Source organism: Paenarthrobacter sp. NPDC090520, from assembly GCF_044769205.1.
GTDB lineage: Bacteria > Actinomycetota > Actinomycetes > Actinomycetales > Micrococcaceae > Arthrobacter.
The window spans coordinates 68,005-84,936 of record NZ_JBIVXM010000015.1 but is presented as its reverse complement, the minus strand read 5'-3'; the positions used below and the strand labels follow the sequence as shown (position 1 = coordinate 84,936).

Annotated in this window: 20 protein-coding genes; 4 read left to right on the top strand and 16 right to left on the bottom strand. The window is 63.8% G+C overall.

The window, feature by feature from the left end; translation table 11 throughout:
- Positions 1-27: 27 nt before the first annotated feature.
- From ACIQTZ_RS17330 to ACIQTZ_RS17310, 5 genes are all read right to left on the bottom strand, one after another.
- Positions 28-186: a hypothetical protein gene (locus ACIQTZ_RS17330; RefSeq protein ID WP_400331527.1), complete on the bottom strand. Its 159-nt coding sequence runs from the start codon at positions 184-186 to the stop codon at positions 28-30.
- Complete coding sequence (gene hisH / locus ACIQTZ_RS17325) at positions 187-912, bottom strand: imidazole glycerol phosphate synthase subunit HisH (protein WP_400271300.1); 726 nt, start codon at positions 910-912, stop codon at positions 187-189.
- A complete protein-coding gene (gene hisB, locus ACIQTZ_RS17320) occupies positions 909-1,535 on the bottom strand; it encodes an imidazoleglycerol-phosphate dehydratase HisB (protein ID WP_089594411.1) in 627 nt (208 codons plus the stop codon). The genes hisH and hisB overlap by 4 nt, the downstream gene beginning before the upstream one ends.
- Positions 1,536-1,599: 64 nt before the next feature.
- A complete protein-coding gene (locus tag ACIQTZ_RS17315) occupies positions 1,600-2,727 on the bottom strand; it encodes a histidinol-phosphate transaminase (protein WP_402982507.1) in 1,128 nt (375 codons plus the stop codon).
- A gap of 77 nt (positions 2,728-2,804) precedes the next feature.
- Positions 2,805-3,164 carry a LysM peptidoglycan-binding domain-containing protein gene (locus ACIQTZ_RS17310; RefSeq protein WP_402982505.1) on the bottom strand — a complete coding sequence of 120 codons (360 nt, stop codon included), beginning with the start codon at positions 3,162-3,164 and terminating at the stop codon, positions 2,805-2,807.
- 350 nt (positions 3,165-3,514) lie between these two features.
- Between ACIQTZ_RS17310 and lexA the strand changes: the two genes are divergently transcribed.
- Positions 3,515-4,261 carry a transcriptional repressor LexA gene (lexA, locus tag ACIQTZ_RS17305; protein WP_400331666.1) on the top strand — a complete coding sequence of 249 codons (747 nt, stop codon included), beginning with the start codon at positions 3,515-3,517 and terminating at the stop codon, positions 4,259-4,261.
- A gap of 98 nt (positions 4,262-4,359) precedes the next feature.
- On the opposite strand, the gene ACIQTZ_RS17300 is transcribed toward lexA, so the two are convergent.
- Complete coding sequence (locus tag ACIQTZ_RS17300; RefSeq protein ID WP_402982504.1) at positions 4,360-6,417, bottom strand: ATP-dependent DNA helicase; 2,058 nt, start codon at positions 6,415-6,417, stop codon at positions 4,360-4,362.
- Positions 6,410-7,972 (bottom strand): GTPase HflX, encoded by a 1,563-nt coding sequence (gene hflX, locus ACIQTZ_RS17295; protein ID WP_402982502.1) that lies wholly within the window; start codon positions 7,970-7,972, stop codon positions 6,410-6,412. The genes ACIQTZ_RS17300 and hflX overlap by 8 nt, the downstream gene beginning before the upstream one ends.
- Positions 7,973-8,005: 33 nt before the next feature.
- Here hflX and ACIQTZ_RS17290 point away from each other — a divergent pair, with 33 nt between their 5' ends.
- Together ACIQTZ_RS17290 and ACIQTZ_RS17285 are read left to right on the top strand one after the other, a co-directional pair.
- Positions 8,006-8,161, top strand: a complete 156-nt coding sequence (locus ACIQTZ_RS17290; RefSeq protein ID WP_402982500.1) for a hypothetical protein — start codon at positions 8,006-8,008, stop codon at positions 8,159-8,161.
- Between the two features lie 337 nt (positions 8,162-8,498).
- Positions 8,499-9,113 (top strand): class I SAM-dependent methyltransferase, encoded by a 615-nt coding sequence (locus ACIQTZ_RS17285; RefSeq protein WP_400331514.1) that lies wholly within the window; start codon positions 8,499-8,501, stop codon positions 9,111-9,113.
- On the opposite strand, the gene dapF is transcribed toward ACIQTZ_RS17285, so the two are convergent.
- The 6 genes from dapF to ACIQTZ_RS17255 all read right to left on the bottom strand — a co-directional run bounded on the left by dapF (position 9,094) and on the right by ACIQTZ_RS17255 (position 14,583).
- Entirely contained in the window at positions 9,094-10,062 is a 969-nt protein-coding gene (gene dapF, locus ACIQTZ_RS17280) for a diaminopimelate epimerase (protein WP_402982498.1), read from the bottom strand. The genes ACIQTZ_RS17285 and dapF overlap by 20 nt on opposite strands.
- Before the next feature lie 37 nt (positions 10,063-10,099).
- Positions 10,100-11,023, bottom strand: a complete 924-nt coding sequence (gene miaA, locus ACIQTZ_RS17275; protein ID WP_402982496.1) for a tRNA (adenosine(37)-N6)-dimethylallyltransferase MiaA — start codon at positions 11,021-11,023, stop codon at positions 10,100-10,102.
- Positions 11,024-11,040: 17 nt separating this feature from the next.
- Positions 11,041-12,570, bottom strand: a complete 1,530-nt coding sequence (gene miaB / locus ACIQTZ_RS17270) for a tRNA (N6-isopentenyl adenosine(37)-C2)-methylthiotransferase MiaB (protein ID WP_402982494.1) — start codon at positions 12,568-12,570, stop codon at positions 11,041-11,043.
- Positions 12,570-13,112, bottom strand: coding sequence for a regulatory protein RecX (locus tag ACIQTZ_RS17265; RefSeq protein WP_402982492.1), 543 nt, complete (start codon positions 13,110-13,112; stop codon positions 12,570-12,572). The genes miaB and ACIQTZ_RS17265 overlap by 1 nt, the downstream gene beginning before the upstream one ends.
- Positions 13,102-14,142, bottom strand: a complete 1,041-nt coding sequence (recA, locus tag ACIQTZ_RS17260) for a recombinase RecA (RefSeq protein ID WP_402982490.1) — start codon at positions 14,140-14,142, stop codon at positions 13,102-13,104. Before recA ends, ACIQTZ_RS17265 begins: the two co-directional genes overlap by 11 nt.
- Positions 14,143-14,388: 246 nt before the next feature.
- Complete coding sequence (locus ACIQTZ_RS17255) at positions 14,389-14,583, bottom strand: DUF3046 domain-containing protein (protein ID WP_400331664.1); 195 nt, start codon at positions 14,581-14,583, stop codon at positions 14,389-14,391.
- Between the two features lie 69 nt (positions 14,584-14,652).
- Between ACIQTZ_RS17255 and ACIQTZ_RS17250 the strand changes: the two genes are divergently transcribed.
- Positions 14,653-15,189 carry a MarR family winged helix-turn-helix transcriptional regulator gene (locus ACIQTZ_RS17250; protein ID WP_400271310.1) on the top strand — a complete coding sequence of 179 codons (537 nt, stop codon included), beginning with the start codon at positions 14,653-14,655 and terminating at the stop codon, positions 15,187-15,189.
- Between the two features lie 60 nt (positions 15,190-15,249).
- Here ACIQTZ_RS17250 and ACIQTZ_RS17245 read toward each other — a convergent pair whose 3' ends face one another.
- The 3 genes from ACIQTZ_RS17245 to pgsA all read right to left on the bottom strand — a co-directional run bounded on the left by ACIQTZ_RS17245 (position 15,250) and on the right by pgsA (position 16,924).
- Positions 15,250-15,684 (bottom strand): helix-turn-helix domain-containing protein, encoded by a 435-nt coding sequence (locus ACIQTZ_RS17245; protein WP_021472656.1) that lies wholly within the window; start codon positions 15,682-15,684, stop codon positions 15,250-15,252.
- Positions 15,685-15,821: 137 nt separating this feature from the next.
- Complete coding sequence (locus ACIQTZ_RS17240; protein ID WP_402982488.1) at positions 15,822-16,325, bottom strand: CinA family protein; 504 nt, start codon at positions 16,323-16,325, stop codon at positions 15,822-15,824.
- Positions 16,322-16,924 (bottom strand): CDP-diacylglycerol--glycerol-3-phosphate 3-phosphatidyltransferase, encoded by a 603-nt coding sequence (pgsA, locus tag ACIQTZ_RS17235; RefSeq protein ID WP_400331502.1) that lies wholly within the window; start codon positions 16,922-16,924, stop codon positions 16,322-16,324. Before pgsA ends, ACIQTZ_RS17240 begins: the two co-directional genes overlap by 4 nt.
- Positions 16,925-16,932 lie beyond the last annotated feature (8 nt).

The window sequence follows — 16,932 nt, the reverse complement described above, 5'->3', positions numbered from 1 at the left end:
GTCCTTGCAGTTGATGGGAACGCCGGGTTACTTGCCCGGAAGCGTCAGGAGGTAGGCGGCCAGGAGGGACATCCCGGCCAGCACGTAGAAGGAAATGGAAACCCAGAGGGGCTTTTTCTGCTGGTGGAAGGAGATGCCCCCACCTACCAGGAGGCCGGCGAGCCCCATGAGCACTACGGACCACATTCAGGCGGCGCCTTCAGGTTTCCGGAGGCCGTCCACCCAGTTGCGCAGCAGCCTGGCACCGGCATCGCCCGATTTCTCCGGGTGGAACTGCGTAGCGCACAGCGGGCCGTTTTCCACCGCGGCGATGAAACGGGCTCCGTGCTCGGACCACGTCACCATGGGCGGAGCCATCCGGGGCTGGACAACGTCGAAGTTCCATTCCTGAACGCCGTAGGAGTGCACAAAGTAGAAACGCTCGTCCTCCACTCCGGCGAAGAGCTTGGACCCCTCCGGAACGTCCACGGTGTTCCAGCCCATGTGCGGAACCACGGGAGCGGGCAGGAGCTCTACCTTGCCTGGCCATTCGGCCATTCCTTCGGATTCGGTACCGTGCTCCACTCCGGCCTCGAACATCACCTGAAGGCCAACACAAATGGCGAGGACCGGCCGGCCTCCGGCAACGCGGCGCCCGATCATGCGGATGCCATCAACGGCCTTGAGCTCCTTCATGACAGTCTCGAACGCACCGACTCCGGGAACCACCAGTCCGTCAGCGTTCAGCACGTCTTCCGGCTTGGCGCTCAACACGACGTGGGCGCCTGCGCGCTCCAGTGCCCGCACCGCCGACCGCACATTTCCCGAGCCGTAATCAAGCACCGTAACCGTGGGCTTGCCCTCGGGCGATTCGGGCTTTGCGGAAGCCGATGCGTCAGTCACCGCACCGTCTTTGAGGATCTGGTTGCTCATAGTGCTCCCTTGGTGGACGGAATACCCTCCACGCGGGGATCGGATTCAACGGCCGCGCGGAGCGCCCGGGCGAATGCCTTGAACTGTGCCTCAACAATGTGGTGGGGGTCGCGTCCTGCCAGGACATTCATGTGCAGGCAGATACCTGCGTGCAGCGTGATGGCTTCGAAGACGTGCCGCGTCAGTGAACCAGTGAAGTGTCCCCCGATCAGGTGGTACTCCTGTCCGGCGGGCTCCCCGCCGTGCACCAGGTAGGGGCGGCCGGAAACGTCCACAACTGCGTGGGCCAAGGCCTCATCCAGGGGAACGGTGGCCTCGCCGAAGCGACGGATACCGGCCTTGTTTCCCAACGCAGTCCGCAGGACCTCGCCGAAGGTGATGGCCACGTCTTCAACGGTGTGGTGGGCGTCGATATGGGTGTCCCCCGTGGCCTTGACCGTCATGTCGATCAAGGAGTGCTTGCACAGCGCAGTCAGCATGTGGTCGTAGAACGGGACCGAGGTGCTGATGTCCGAGACACCCGAACCGTCCAGGTTGATCTCCACCAGGACAGAAGACTCACTGGTGGTGCGCTCCATGCGCGCGGTACGGGCAGCGGACGGCGTGGCGCCGGTTTCGCTCATCTGGGGAACGTCCTTAACACGAAAAGGGAAATGGATCTAGGGACAAGTCTAAGTGGGTGGCTTCTCAACCGAGCCGTGGAGCAACACCGGCCTCGCCGGCCAACAGCGCTTCAAGTGCTTCCAGGAACGCTGTGGTCTCCCGTTCGGTACCGGCAGTGACACGCAAGTGCCCGGGGATCCCAACATCGCGGATCAGTACTCCAGCATCCAGCAGGCCCTGCCAGATGGCTTGCGGGTTCTTCAAGCCACCAAAGAACACGTAATTGGAATCCGAGGCCGCCGGCTTGAGGCCCATCCGCAGCAATTCAGTGACGATGCGGTCACGCTGGACCTTAATGTCCTCGACGTCGGCCATCAGGGCCTCGCGGTGCTGCAGGGCTGCCAGGGCGGTCGCCTGCGTTACCGCCGAGAGGTGGTACGGCAGCCGGACCAGCCGGATGGCATCGGTGACCTCGGGCGCCGCAGCCATGTAGCCCAACCGCGCACCGGCAAGGGCGAAAGCCTTGCTCATGGTGCGGGAAACAATGAGCCGTTCGCGGCCCGGCAGCAAGGTCAGGGCACTGGGAGTGTTGTCGTGGGCGAATTCGTGGTAAGCCTCGTCCACGATCACGATCGCCTGGCTGGCCTCTCCTGCTTCATAGACAGCCTCCACGACGTCCAACCCAAGACCCGTTCCGGTGGGGTTGTTGGGCGAGCACAGGAAGACGATATTTGCGCCCGCCTCAGCCACCTGCGCAGCGGCGGACGCGGCATCCAAACTGAAATCCCCGCCACGAACACCACGGACGTACTCAGTGTCCGTGCCGCTGGCCAGGAGGGGGTACATGGAATACGTGGGAGGGAACCCAAGGGCCTTACGGCCGGGACCACCGAAAGCCTGGAGGATCTGCTGGAGAACCTCGTTGGATCCGTTGGCAGCCCAGATGTTCGCAGGACTGAGGCCGTGGCCCAGGAATTCCGCCAACGCCTCCCGCAATTCAGTGAACTCGCGGTCGGGGTAACGGTTCAGTCCGGTGGCCGCTGCGGCCACGGCTTCGGTGATCGCGGCCTGGACATCGGCGGGCACGCCATGGGTGTTCTCGTTGACGTTGAGCAGAATCGGAACGTCAAGCTGCGGTGCGCCGTAGGGGCTTAGTCCACGCAGGTTGGTCCGGAGGGGAAGTCGGTCGAGTCGCTCAAGCTGGTCAGTCACCCCACCAGTTTAAGGTGCGCCGGTGAGTGCCCTGTAACTGTGACGCCGGAGAGGATTCGCGCCACCGTCCGGATGGACTACTTGGCAGGAACAAACAATTGCTGACCGGGGGTGATGCGTCCGCCGCGGAGATCATTCAGCTGGATGATCTCCGTGATGACGTCCCGCGGGTCACGCTCGGGTGCGGCAGATCCTGCAATGCCCCACAGGGACTGACCGGGCTGCACGGTGACACTGACGGCGACTGGCGGTTGCAGTTGCGACGGGGAATCCGAGGCCTTGGCCGGCGAGTTCAGGAAGCCCGCAAACGTGAGCAGCGCGGCCACGAGCAACATGGCCGGGATGCCAAAGAAAACGATCCGCCCGCGCCGGGTGAGCCGGATGCGGGTGGGTACCGGCGCGTTGCGGAACTCGTGGAACGTTGTGACTGCGGACATGAGCTGAGCCCTTCTGAGCGATTGCCTGGTCCCGGGGAACCGGGACCCTGCTGCCAATACCTTGTGTTCGTTGGTCTCGCCGCGATATTCGAACACTTCCTTCGAACATCCCGGCTTCGATCCGGATTACTAGAACACATATTCGAACCTTGCTATGACATTTTTAGCACTTATCAACGAACGGTGTCGAGACTCGCTAGAACAAATGTTTGATAAACGCTGGTGCCTGGCCTACGTTTGAGGGAAGAAACAGGCACAAAAGCAGTGCATCAGGAGGGTCCGACATTTTTGACCCACATCCCGGCAGCACTCAGAACGCCGCCGGGCGGAACGGAAGGGCAATGGCGAACATGGCAGCGAAGGCCACAGGCGGCGGGGCACCCCTGCGGAGCCAACAGCCCACCAAAAGTCCCAAAAGCCTGACTGTCCGGCAGAAGAAGATCCTCGAGACCATCCAGCGCTCCGTCAATGACAACGGCTACCCGCCCAGCATGCGCGAAATCGGGGATACGGTCGGATTGGCCAGCCTCTCGAGCGTCACCCACCAGTTGTCCCAGCTGGAAAAACTCGGCTACCTCAGGAGGGACCCCAAGCGTCCTCGCGCCATGGAAGTCCTCATGCCACTGACCCTTGACGGTGGTGCCACCATCCCGGGAGTGGAAGCCCCCGCAACGTTGCGCAGTACCGGTGGCCTCGCCGTCACCGAGCTGGCAAGTGCCAGCGACACCGCGATGGTTCCCCTGGTGGGCCGCATCGCTGCCGGTGGCCCGATCCTGGCCGACCAGACCGTGGAGGACGTCCTGCCCCTCCCGCGGCAATTGGTGGGCCATGGCGAACTCTTCATGCTGAAGGTCGCCGGTGATTCCATGATCGATGCCGCCATCTGCGATGGCGACTGGGTTGTTGTCCGCCGGCAGAACGACGCCATCAACGGCGATATCGTGGCAGCCCTCCTGGACGACGAGGCCACGGTCAAAACATTCCGGCAGCGCGACGGCCACACCTGGCTCCTCCCCCAGAACACCCAGTACGAGCCCATCCTTGGCGATCAGGCCACCATCATGGGCAAAGTCGTGTCGGTGTTGCGCTCCCTTTAAGGGCCAGCCTCCAGAAAGTCTGTTCGAAGACCCGCGTCGGCACACACTGCTTCAGGGGAGCCCGCGCCAGCGGTGGCGGGCACCCCTGAGGAATCGTCTTATCGCCCGCTCCGGGCCAGCCTTTGCAAGGCGCCCTGGACGGTCTTCCGGTCGGTCGTGGCCCAGAAGGGCGGCAAGGCAGCCCGCAGGAAGCCGCCGTACCTTTCGGTGGAAAGCCTCGAGTCGAGTATCGCCACCACGCCCTTGTCTCCCGTAGACCGGATCAACCGGCCTGCTCCCTGCGCCAGGCGGATTGCGGCATGGGTCGCCGAGACGGCCATGAACCCGTTTCCACCGGACTGAGCCACAGCACGCGACCTTGCCGTCATCAAGGGATCATCGGGCCGTGGGAAGGGGATCCTGTCAATGACCACCAGGCGGCACGAGCCGCCCGGCACGTCCACCCCCTGCCACAGCGACATGGTGCCGAAAAGGCACGTATCGGGTTCGTCGGCGAACTGTTTCACCAGCGCTGCCATGGTGGATTCTCCTTGGCACAGGATGTCCACATCGAGCCGCAGCCGCATGGCATCCGCGGCCTCCTCGGCTGCCCGCCGGGAGGAAAACAGGCACAACGCTCCGCCGCCGGAGGCACGGATGAGGTCCTCAAGCTCGTCGAGGGCTTCGGGCGAGGTGCCGCGTCCGGGCTTGGGCAAGTGCTTGGCCACGTAGAGGACGCCCTGCTTCGGATAGTCAAAGGGCGATCCCACATCCAAGCCTGTCCAGCTGGGAGCTCCGTCCCCCAGCAGGCCCAGCCCGCCCGCGGCCGGCTCGAACGCCGACCCGATGGCCAGCGTGGCGGACGTCAGAACCACCGTGTGGCCCGCAAACAGCCCTTCCCGGAGGCGTCCGGCCACGCTCAGGGGAGCAATATTAATGAGTGCGGGAGCTGTTTCGTCAGGCGGCGAGTAGCCCTGCTGGGGATCGAAAGTGCTGTTCCTGGAGAACCACACCACTTCACGATTTTCCTTCGCGGCCAGCAACCGCTCCGATAGCTCCAGAATGAGCATGAGCCGCGAACGGGCCAACTGGCGTCCACCGTCCACGGCGTTCGACGAATCCGTTTTCGAATCGGACAGGGCGGCCCTGGTGGCGTCCCGGAGCTGGTCCAGGCAATCAAGTTGTTCGTCATTGAGGCCGTTGGGCACCAAGCCGCTTGGAACACCAACCAGGGCCATGTCCAACCTGTCCGCGGCCGCGTTCAGGGCATCGACGGTGATGGCCGTGTGCTTGCGTGCGCTTGAGGCCGCAGCATGGATCATGGCCACGGACAACTGGCCGGACACGGCTCCCGTGACCCGGTCCTGGAGTTCGTGGGCTTCGTCCACCACCACAACGTCATACTCCGGAAGGACTGCCAGTCCCTCAAAGGCGCTCACGGCGAGCATCGCGTGGTTGGTGACCACCACGTCGGCTTCCGCCGCCCGGGCGCGTGCCTGCTCGCTGAAGCACTCCTCCGCCAAGGGACACTTCTGCGCCCCCAGGCATTCCATCGAGGTAACTGAAACCTGGCGCCATGCACGGTCTGTCACACCCGGCATCAGTTCGTCGCGGTCGCCCGTGGCGGTCTTCTCCGCCCACTCGCGCAGCCGCACCACTTCCTTGCCCAGTTGCGACGACGGCCCGCCCAGCGATGCGGCGAAGTGCGGCACGCTGGTGTCCTCTCCAAGGGAGAAAAGCTGTCCCTCGGAGGGTTCTTCGCTGGGAAACCCGCCCTCGAGCTTTTGCAGGCACACGTAATTGGCCCGGCCCTTGACGAGCGCCACATTCACTGGCCGTTCCAAGGCCGGGTTGATGGTCTCCAGCAGGCGGGGAAGGTCCCTCCCCACGATCTGCGTCTGGAGGGCCAGGGTGGCGGTGGACACCAGCGTGGGCTTGTTGCTGTCCATGGAATGGGCGATCAACGGGATCAGGTAAGCCAACGACTTACCCGTTCCCGTTCCCGCCTGGACCAGCAGGTGTTCCCCGGACTCGATGGCCCGGGCAACGTGCTTGGCCATTTCATGCTGGCCAGTGCGGCTTTGGCCGCTCATGCCTGCAACAGCCTTGTCCAACAGCTCGAGGGTGAACTTCTCCCCCACCGACGCAGCGGGTTCCGCCGCCACCTTCTCAACCATTGCTGACGAACGACTCCAGCTCGGCGGCCAGGCCCTCGCGGACCATCGCCACCACGCGCGTGCCGTCTTCCTCGTGCTCAAGGCTAAGGATTTCGGCGTCGGAGTTATGCAGCTTGTTGATCAGCTCGCCGCGGTTATAGGGAATGAGCACCTCCAGCCGGACGCCCGGCCGCGGGATCGACTGGCTGATGGTCTCCAGGAGTTCGGCAATTCCCTCCCCCGTGCGGGTCGAAACGACGGCGTGGCGCGGTTCCTTCTGCCTGAGGCGCTCAACGACGAACGGATCCGCCACGTCCACCTTGTTCAAGACGATGATTTCCGGAACCTTCCGGGCATCGACTTCGCTGAAGACTGTCCGCACAGCCGCAATCTGACCTTCGGGATCAGGGTGCGAGGCATCGACGACGTGCAGGATCAGGTCCGAATCCGCCACTTCCTCGAGCGTTGAACGGAATGCCTCAACCAACTGTGTGGGCAGTGAGCGGACGAACCCCACGGTGTCGGCCAAGGTGTAACCGATACCGTCAGGCGTTTGGGCCTTGCGGACCGTGGGATCCAACGTGGCGAACAGCGCGTTCTCCACCAGGACACCGGCATCCGTCAGGCGGTTGAGCAGTGAGGACTTGCCGGCGTTGGTGTAGCCGGCGATCGCGACGGAAGGAACGGCATGACGACGGCGGTTGGCCCGCTTGGTCTCGCGCGCCGGCTTCATCGCGGCGATCTCCCGACGCAGCTTGGCCATCCGGGTACGGATGCGGCGGCGGTCGAGTTCGATCTTGGTTTCACCGGGACCACGGGAACCCATGCCGGCGCCTGCGCCACCCACCTGCCCACCGGCCTGGCGGGACATGGAGTCACCCCAGCCGCGGAGCCTGGGGAGCAGGTATTCCAGCTGGGCCAGTTCCACTTGGGCCTTGCCCTCACGGCTCTTTGCATGCTGGGCGAAGATATCCAGGATCAACGTGGTGCGGTCAACAACCTTGACCTTCACGATGTCCTCCAGGCCACGCCGCTGGGACGGCGAAAGCTCGGTGTCCACAACCACCGTGTCGGCTCCGGTGGAGGCGACGATTGCCTTGAGCTCCTGGGCCTTGCCAGACCCCAGGAAGGTTCCAGGGTCAGGCTTGGTCCGGCGCTGGACCAGCCCATCCAGGACTTCCGAACCGGCGGTTTCAGCAAGCGCCGCGAGCTCCCGCAGGGAATTCTCGGCATCGGCCAAGGTGCCCTCGGTCCAGAGGCCTGCGAGGACCACTCGTTCAAGGCGCAACTGCCGGTACTCAACCTCGGTGACATCCTCGAGTTCCGTGGAAAGGCCTGCCGTCCGGCGGAGCGCGCGGCGTTCAGCAAGGTCTTCCTGCTCGCCGTCGAAAATGCTGTGCTCCTGGTCAAGCGTGGAGATCGCTTGGGCCTTGCCAAGAACGCCCCTGGCGTCAGGATCCCCGGATGCCTGCGCTGGGACATCCTTGGACAAAATCCGGTCGATGACGGCCTGGATCTCTTCAGGACTCATGTCCTGGGCGTCGGAATCGGATCCGGAGTGCTTCTGGGTGGTCATGGTCTCCTTAGACTGTTCGGCAATTCCAGAATAATGCTGTTTGCTGTGCGGCGCGTCGGTATTCGCGCTGGGCTGACGTGCTTGGGCCAAAAGGGCCTCCTGGAGCGCGGCCGGCAGCCGGATGGCGTCCGGCTGGCCTGGCTGGTGGGTGGTGGCGGTCGGATCCGCGCAGAGGTCCGGTCCGGCTGAAGACTGTCCGTGCTGTCCGGTCGCACCCACACAAGGCCGGTCAAGCCTGCAAGCAGCCAGGCCGGGTCGACGGAGCATGGGGTCGGATGGTGACGTGATCTTCTGAGCGCCCGAACCCCGGAAAGGGACGCGGACCGAGCCGGGGAACCTGCCGGGCGGAATGGGCGGCGCTGGTCACGGAAAGTGATTCGGCAGCGCGGTCCTGCATCGCGGGCAGAGCCATGGGCTGATTACTCAAAGATCAAGAACATGCCTTCCACGGTAGCATCCCGTGTCAAACCGACCCTTCCGGGCTGCAGTTTCCCAAGGCGCCGATCGCCAACTAATCTGGCAAATTATGGAGTCTGCACACTATTTCAGCGCCCAACCCGCCGGTCCCTTCACTCGTAAGGCTTTGACGGTGGAACTGGCCGGAGCTACCCGGCATCTGCAGACCTCCTCCGGGATTTTCAGTCCGGACGGCATAGACAAGGGAACAGCGATCCTGCTCTCGGACGTGCCGCCGCCTTCGCCCCGCGGGAACCTGCTGGATATCGGCTGCGGTTGGGGTCCGATTGCGTTGACGATGGGTCTGATGGCCCCGTCGGCGCAGGTCTACGCCGTGGACGTCAACGAACGCTGCATCGCGCTGACCAACGAGAACGCAGCATCGCTCGGGCTCGGCAATGTGAAGGCGAGCCTTCCCGACGAGGTAGCTGCCGACGTCGAGTTTTCCACCATCTGGTCCAACCCGCCCATCCGGATCGGCAAGGACGAACTTCACTCACTCCTGCTGACCTGGCTGCCCAGGCTGGCGCCGGGTGGCAACGCCTGGTTGGTGGTCCAGAAGAACCTGGGCTCGGACTCCCTGCAGCGATGGCTGGCTGCCGAATTGGACACGTCCTTCACGGTGTCCCGTGAAAGCACCTCCAAGTCCTTCAGGATCCTTCGGGTCAGGAAAGCGTCCCTTTAGCCACAATGACGGCTGGCCCGCTGAGTTCAACATGCTCGCGGCCATCCGGCCCCGGGAAGAACTTGACGTCCACCACGCCGCCGGGAACGTTGACGTGCCACGCGTTCGGCGCAGTGCTCCCTGCCCAGTGGCGAATGGCGACGGCGGCTGCACACGCCCCGGTGCCACAGGACTGGGTTTCACCTACACCACGCTCGTGAACGCGCATGGTGATGGATCCAAAGCCGTCGTGGACCAGTGGCTCCGCAGGGACGACGAACTCCACGTTGGTGCCGTTGGCGGGCTTCGGGTCCACCACAGGAGCCTTGAAAAGCTGCGTGGCTGACAATTCAGACAGCTCCGCCAGCGCCACCACGGTATGGGGGTTTCCCATGCTGACCGAAAGGCCAGGGCGGGCCACCTCAAGTCCGTCCGCGCTCACCAGGGCGTCCATGGCCTTGGAGGTGGCTTCGGCCGGGAAGATGAACTCCCACGGGCCCATATCCACGGCGTAACCGTTGTCCGAGCGGACGATCTTCTTGATCCCGCCACGGGTTCCGATGGTCAGGGCTTGTCCGGGACCAAGCTCAACCAGGCCCTGGTCGATAAGGAAGTGGACGAAGACCCGAACGCCGTTGCCGCACATCTCGGACAATGAACCGTCGCCGTTGCGGTAGTCCATGAACCATTCGGCCGAGGAATCCTGTTCCAGCAGGGCGCGGCCTTCGGGCAAATCGCGGGACGGCACGGCCCGGATCAGTCCGTCGCCTCCAATGCCGCGGTGCCTGTCGCACAACTGTGCCACCTGGTCCGGGGTGATCTCGTGAATGGCCCCGGGGTCAGCGATCAGCACAAAGTCATTTCCGGTTCCGTGGCCCTTTGAGAAGGCCAGGCCTGACAGCTCGGCTTCGGGCAAGGTGGCCCCGGCCGCACCGGGCTGCGGGACGGAAACTGCGGTGGTCTGATCCATGAATCTAGGCTACCTGCCGCTGGTCTTCGGCCAGAAATCAGGCGGCCTTGGTGAGCGCCACGGCTTTCGCAACGAGGGCCGGGTCCTGCCAGTCGAGCCAGTGGATCCGCGGGTCCGCCCGGAACCAGGTCAATTGCCGCCGGGCGAACTGCCTTGTTGCCACAATTGTTTCCTCGGCCGCTTGGGGAATGCCCGCCTGACCATCCAGGACTTTCAGGAACTGTGCGTAGCCCAACGCCCGCGATGCTGTCTTGCCTTGCCGCAGGCCTGCCGCATCCAAGCGCTTCACCTCATTCAGGAGCCCCGCCTCCACCATCCGGTGGACGCGGTCCGCCAGCCGGTCCCGGAGAACGTCCCGGTCCACTGAGAGTCCCACTTGGATTGCCGGTTGGAAATACTCGCGTTGGGGCATGAACGAACTGAAGGGCCGTCCGGTGAGTTCGTGGACTTCCAAGGCCCGGATCACCCGCCGGGCGTCACCCAGCCTGGCCGCCGAGACCGGATCGACGTCTTCCAGGCGCGCGCGGAGCGGGGACAGGCCGGTGGCCGCACACTCGGCTTCCAGCCGCTGGCGGATCACGGGGTCCGTACCCGGAAATTCGAGGACGTCCAGTGCCGCCCGAACATACAGGCCTGAGCCGCCCACCATGATGGCACGCTTGCCGCGCGCATGGATGTCCTGGATGGTCCTCCGGCATTCAACCTGGAACCCGGCCACGCTGGCTTCCTCTGTGACGTCCAACGTGTCCAGCAGATGATGCCGCACGCCTTTGCGTTCATCCATGGTGATCTTGGCCGTGCCGATGTCCATGCCACGGTAGAACTGCAGGGCATCGGCGTTGACGACTTCGCCGTCCAACGCGAGGGCCAGCTCAACGCCAAGGTCCGACTTTCCCGAACCGGTGGGACCAACAACCGCAATCACGGGCAGTGCGGACGTATCCGGCCCTTCAGGGTGCATGATGCGCCGAACCCGGTTCAGCGGCGGACAGGAATGGCCGGCATGCCCAGCGATACGCCGGTCTTCACGCTGCCGGCGCCAGGGGCAGGAACCCCGCAGCTGTCAGCCTGCGCACGGTCCCATGCGTCGCCGGCCCTGGAACGGCGAAGGACGTAGTCCGTGGGTCCAGCGGGATCGGCCACCAGGTGGAAGGCAGCGGCCTCGGTGATGGTTACGGTGACGAAATCGCCGGGCCGGGGTGCCTCGGAGCCTTCGGGCACCGAGAAGTGCACCAGCCGCTGGTCCTTGGAACGCCCGGACAGTCGATGCGTCTCCTCCGATTTGCGACCCGACTGCGCTGTCACGAGGATTTCGACGCTGCGGCCAAGCTGCTTGGCATTCTCCTCAGCAGCGATCCGGTCCTGGAGGGCCGTAAGCCGCTCGTAGCGTTCCTGGACGACGGCCTTGGGCAACTGTTCCGGAAGATCGGCAGCGGGGGTGCCTGGCCGCTTGGAGTACTGGAAGGTGAAGGCCGAGGCGAACCGGGACTGTTCCACGACGTCCAGGGTGGCCTGGAAGTCTTCCTCGGTCTCGCCGGGGAATCCCACAATGATGTCCGTCGTGATCGCCGCGTTGGGGATCCGTTCACGGACCTTGTCCAGGATGCCGAGGAATTTGCTGGACCGGTAGGAGCGGCGCATGTCCTTGAGGACCTTGTCCGAACCGGACTGCAGCGGCATGTGCAGCTGGGGCATGACGTTGGCTGTCTCTGCCATGGCGTCGATAACGTCATCGGTAAACGCGGCGGGATGCGGGCTGGTGAAGCGGACACGCTCCAGGCCTTCGATGCCACCACATGCCCTGAGCAATTTGGAGAAGGCCAGGCGGTCGCCGAACTCCACGCCGTAGGAATTCACGTTCTGGCCCAACAGCGTCACTTCAACAGCGCCGTCGTCCACCAGAGCCTGGATTTCCGCGAGGATTTCACCGGGGCGGCGGTCCTTCTCCTTGCCACGCAGCGACGGCACGATGCAGAAGGTGCAGGTGTTGTTGCAGCCAACGGAGATGGAAACCCACCCCGAATACACGGAATCACGCTTGGTGGGCAACGTGGAAGGGAAGACATCGAGTGACTCGAGGATCTCCAGTTGGGCCTCATTGTTGTGGCGTGCCCTGTTCAGCAAAGCCGGGAGTGCCCCGACGTTGTGGGTTCCGAACACGGCGTCCACCCATGGCGCCTTCCGGACAATGGTTTCGCGGTCCTTCTGGGCCAGGCACCCGCCGACCGCGATCTGCATTCCGGGGTTCGCGGCCTTGACCTGGCGCAACTGTCCGAGGTTCCCGTAGAGCTTGTTGTCCGCATTCTCGCGCACCGCGCAGGTGTTGAACACCACGACGTCGGCAAGCTCACCCTCAGCCGGCACGTAGCCGGCGTCCTCCAGGAGTCCGGCCATGCGCTCGGAATCGTGGACGTTCATCTGGCAACCAAAAGTCCGGACTTGATAGGTCCGTGGCTCAAGGGAGGGCTGCGTTGAATCTGCTGAAGGGGAAGGAATGGTCAAACTCACTACTCAAGGGTACCGGCTTCGTCCAGTACCTCACCGACGATCCTGAAGGCCAGGGAGGGCGCGTAGCCCTTCCTGGCCAGCATGGAGGCAAGCCTCCGGGTGTACTTGTCGCGCTCGGCACGGTCCGCAAGGTCAAGTCCGGGCCTGAGCTTGCGCTGAACGAGCTCCCGCGCAGCACGCTCTTCATCCTGGTCACTGAGCTGGGACAGGGCCTCTTCGGCATGGTCCAGATCGATGCCTTTGTCTGAAAGCTCCCGGCGCAACGCCCCCTTGGCAAGCTTCTTGCTTTGCGAACGGCTGCGGACCCACATGCGAGCGAACTCCGCGTCATCAATGAGTTGCACTTCTTCGAAGCGGTCCAGGACTGCTTCCGCGACGTCCTCGGGAACCTTTCGCTCGGCCAGCTTGCGCGCAAGCTGAAGGCGGCTCCGCGGCGCCATGGTCAATTGACGCAGGACGATCGCACGCGCCACGGATTCCGGGTCAGGCTCGGGGTCGTCCGCGACGGGGGAATCCGGGTCCGGCCCGAACCTATCCGTCAACGGCCTTCAGCTTCGGGGTGTCCTCTTCGGGCTTGACGCCAACGCCCAGCTTCTCCTTGATGAGGCGCTCCAGTTCCTGGGCAAGCTCGGGGTTGTCGCGCAGGAACCGGCGCGAGTTCTCCATGCCTTGGCCCAACTGGTCGCCATCGTAGGTAAACCACGAGCCGGACTTCTTGATGATGCCGTGCTCAACGCCCATGTCGATGATGCCACCCTCGCGGGAAATGCCCTGGCCGTAGATGATGTCGAACTCAGCGACTTTGAAGGGCGGGGCCATCTTGTTCTTGACGATCTTGGCCTTGGTGCGGTTGCCCACCGAGTCCGCGCCTTCCTTGAGCGTCTGGATGCGGCGGACATCAACGCGGACGGACGCGTAGAACTTCAGGGCCTTACCACCGGTGGTGGTTTCCGGCGACCCGAAGAACACACCGATCTTTTCACGCAACTGGTTGATGAAGATGGCGGTGGTCTTCGTCTGGCTCAGGCGACCGGTGATCTTTCGCAGGGCCTGGCTCATGAGGCGGGCCTGGAGGCCCACGTGCGAGTCACCCATCTCGCCTTCGATTTCCGCGCGCGGAACAAGAGCGGCCACGGAGTCGATGACGATGATGTCCAGCGAGCCGGAGCCCACCAGCATGTCCATGATTTCCAGCGCCTGTTCACCGGTATCCGGCTGCGAAACGAGCAGGGCGTCAGTGTCCACGCCAAGCTTTGCGGCGTAGTCAGGGTCCAGGGCGTGTTCGGCGTCAATGAAGGCTGCAATGCCGCCGTTGCGCTGGGCGTTGGCTACGGCATGGAGGGCAACGGTGGTCTTACCCGAGGATTCCGGACCATAGATCTCTACGACACGGCCACGGGGCAGCCCGCCAATGCCGAGCGCCACGTCCAGGGCGATGGAGCCGGTGGGAATGACCTCAATGGGAGCCCGGGTATCGTCACCCAAGCGCATGATGGAGCCTTTGCCGAATTGCTTGTCGATCTGGGCAAGCGCTGCTTCGAGCGCCTTCTCACGATCCGGGGTTGCCGCCATGGTTCACACCTCTGATGCTTTCTCGCTGTGGAGTGGCCTGAACGGCCGCTTTCCTTGTCATGTCTGACGCTATTACGGGGCCCTGACATTTTTGCTCAGCCCGCTTTGCCTATGTGGAAAACAGCTGCGGACTGCCTGGGAAATCGCCGCTCAGGATCAATTTTCCTCTCACAGGAGCATATCCCCATCCGAACAGATATTCGAACAATGCGGCGGCGTGTCACCGGCCGGACCCGTCAAGTGCGGCTAGCTGAGGGGTTTGATGTCCCGGCCCAGGCGCCGCTCAAGGGGCACGTCCTGGACATCGCAGACCGCGATCCAGACCTCCCGGGGAGGGAAACCCGCGGCGAGGGCATCCACCGCAGTCCGTCCCCCGACGCCGGCCAGGACTAGGGAGCCCGCAAGGACCCGGGAATAGCCCGTGCCGAATTCATCGTCCATCAACCGCCAGAAGTCACTCGCCCTCACGGATAGAGTCTCTCATGCTTGCCGGACCTTAGAATGGTTGCCATGAGCAATCCTCTTCCCAGCGCGCCCGCACCGGCCGTTGCCAGTGACGACGTGGACGACGCCCTTCAGCAGGTGGAACACCAGCTGAGCCTGCTCTGGCGCCGCGCCCGCTCGATTTCGCATCAATTGTCCCGCCAGGTCCACCCGGACATGGAGCCGGCTGCCTACGGCCTGCTGACCATCATCCGCCGCGAGGGTCCCATCCGGCTGACGGACCTGGCAACCTGCATTGGCGTGGGAAAGCCCTCAGTGAGCCGGCAGATCGCCTTCCTGGAAGGCATCGGCCTGGTCTATAAGGAAGCTGACCCGCAGGACGGCAGGGCACAGTCCATCCGTTTGACGGACAAGGGCGAAGAGAAAATGCACCAGGTGCAGGACGCGCGCCGACAGGTCTTCCGCGAAAGGCTTGGCGAATGGCCGCTGGAAGACGTCAAGACCTTGGCCGATTACATGGGCCGCCTCAACGCCGTCTACAGCGATCCCCTCCTCAGGGAGGTTCCCCTCAAGGACAACGAGCCGGGCGAAGCCACGGACTAGGACGAAGAAAAGGTCCCCGGCCAAACGGCTGGGGACCTTTCCAATGATCTTGGTGCTTGGTTACCGGGCTCCGGAGAGCATGCCCTGGCCGAAATCGTCGGTGAGATCGAGATCGCGGCCGTAGCGCTGGGAGAACTCCTGCGGAACGGTGTCCGGAACAGCGACGCCCTCTGCAACTGCAACGCGGTCGCTGACTTCGCGGAGCATGCTGGACAACGGAACGTCCAATGCGGTGCAGATCGAGGACAGGAGCTCGGAAGAAGCCTCCTTTTGGCCACGTTCAACCTCGCTCAGGTAGCCCAGCGAAACGCGGGCGCTGTGTGAGACCTCACGAAGGGTACGGCCTTGACGCTGGCGGACATCGCGCAGTACATCACCGATCTCGTGGCGTAGTACAACCATTTTGCGCTCCTTCTGTTCGCTCTGTGCCTGATCAGCCAAGCCCACATCCTTCCAGCGGACAACGCCGTTCACGGATACGGGCTGCTTTACCATCTGTATCGCCTTGCTCCCTCGTTCTTCCGGTCCGCTGGCTGGCGGACCGGGTTGGTTTCTACATCCTAGGCGCCCCGGCCATTCCGAAGCGACACAATGACACAACTATTGGCAATCAGTTTTTGTTCCCGGCTACTTTACGAACGGTAACCAAGCCCACGTACGGCCGCAAGCAGCCGCTCCAGGGCACCCGTGCACGCTTGTTCCCTGATATCTTGCCTGTCCCCCGAAAAGGAGTATTCAAACCATCGGCTGCCAGTCTCCGTGGCAACACCGATGAAGACGGTGCCGACGGCCTTGCCGTCGTGCGGATCCGGCCCGGCCACCCCCGTGGTGGAAATTCCCACATCGGCGCCACAAGCCCGGCGGGCTCCTTCGGCCATGGCCGCGGCAACATCACCGTCCACCGAACCTGCTGCGTCCAGCAACTCCCGGGACACACCGAGCACGCCCGCCTTGACGGTGTTCTGGTAAGCCACCACACCGCCCTGGAGCATCCCGGAAGCACCGGGTGTGTTTGCCAACGTGGCCGCCACCATTCCTGCCGTCAAGGACTCGGCCGTGGCCACCGTCAGGTGCTGTTCGATCGCTTCGGCAACTGCCGCCGTCGCGGTTTCAGCCGCGGTGGGGACCGAACTCATGCGCGGCGTCCGGCGGCGCGGAGCTTCAGTGCCTGGACCACGTACTCGACGCCGGTCCACAACGTGATGGCCAAGGCGACCATCATCACCCAGAAGGCAACATCGACGAGCCACGGCGCAATGGCCTTGAGTGGAAGGGTGTAGAGGAAGATCGCCACTGTCTGGACCACCGTCTTCAACTTTCCGCCGCGGGAGGCAGGCATCACGCCGTAGCGGATCACGACGAAACGCAGCGCGGTAATCCCCCACTCACGCACCAGGATCAGGATGGTCACCCACCAGGGCAACTCGCCCAGCACGGAGAGCAGAACCAGGGCGGAGCCAATGAGCAGCTTGTCCGCGATGGGATCGGCGATCTTGCCGAAGTTGGTGATGAGGCCGCGCGCCCGGGCGATGTCGCCGTCGAGCTTGTCCGTGTAGATCGCGACGGCGAACGCGGCCACCGCCGCCCAGCGCCACCATCCGTGCTGACCGTCGTCGGCAAGCAGGAACCAGACAAAGAAAGGAACCAGGACAATGCGGAGCATCGTCAGGATGTTAGGCAGGTTCCAAACATCGGAACTGCTCGACGTGGCGTTGTCGCCCTCGGCTGTAGTCACCCCTCTAG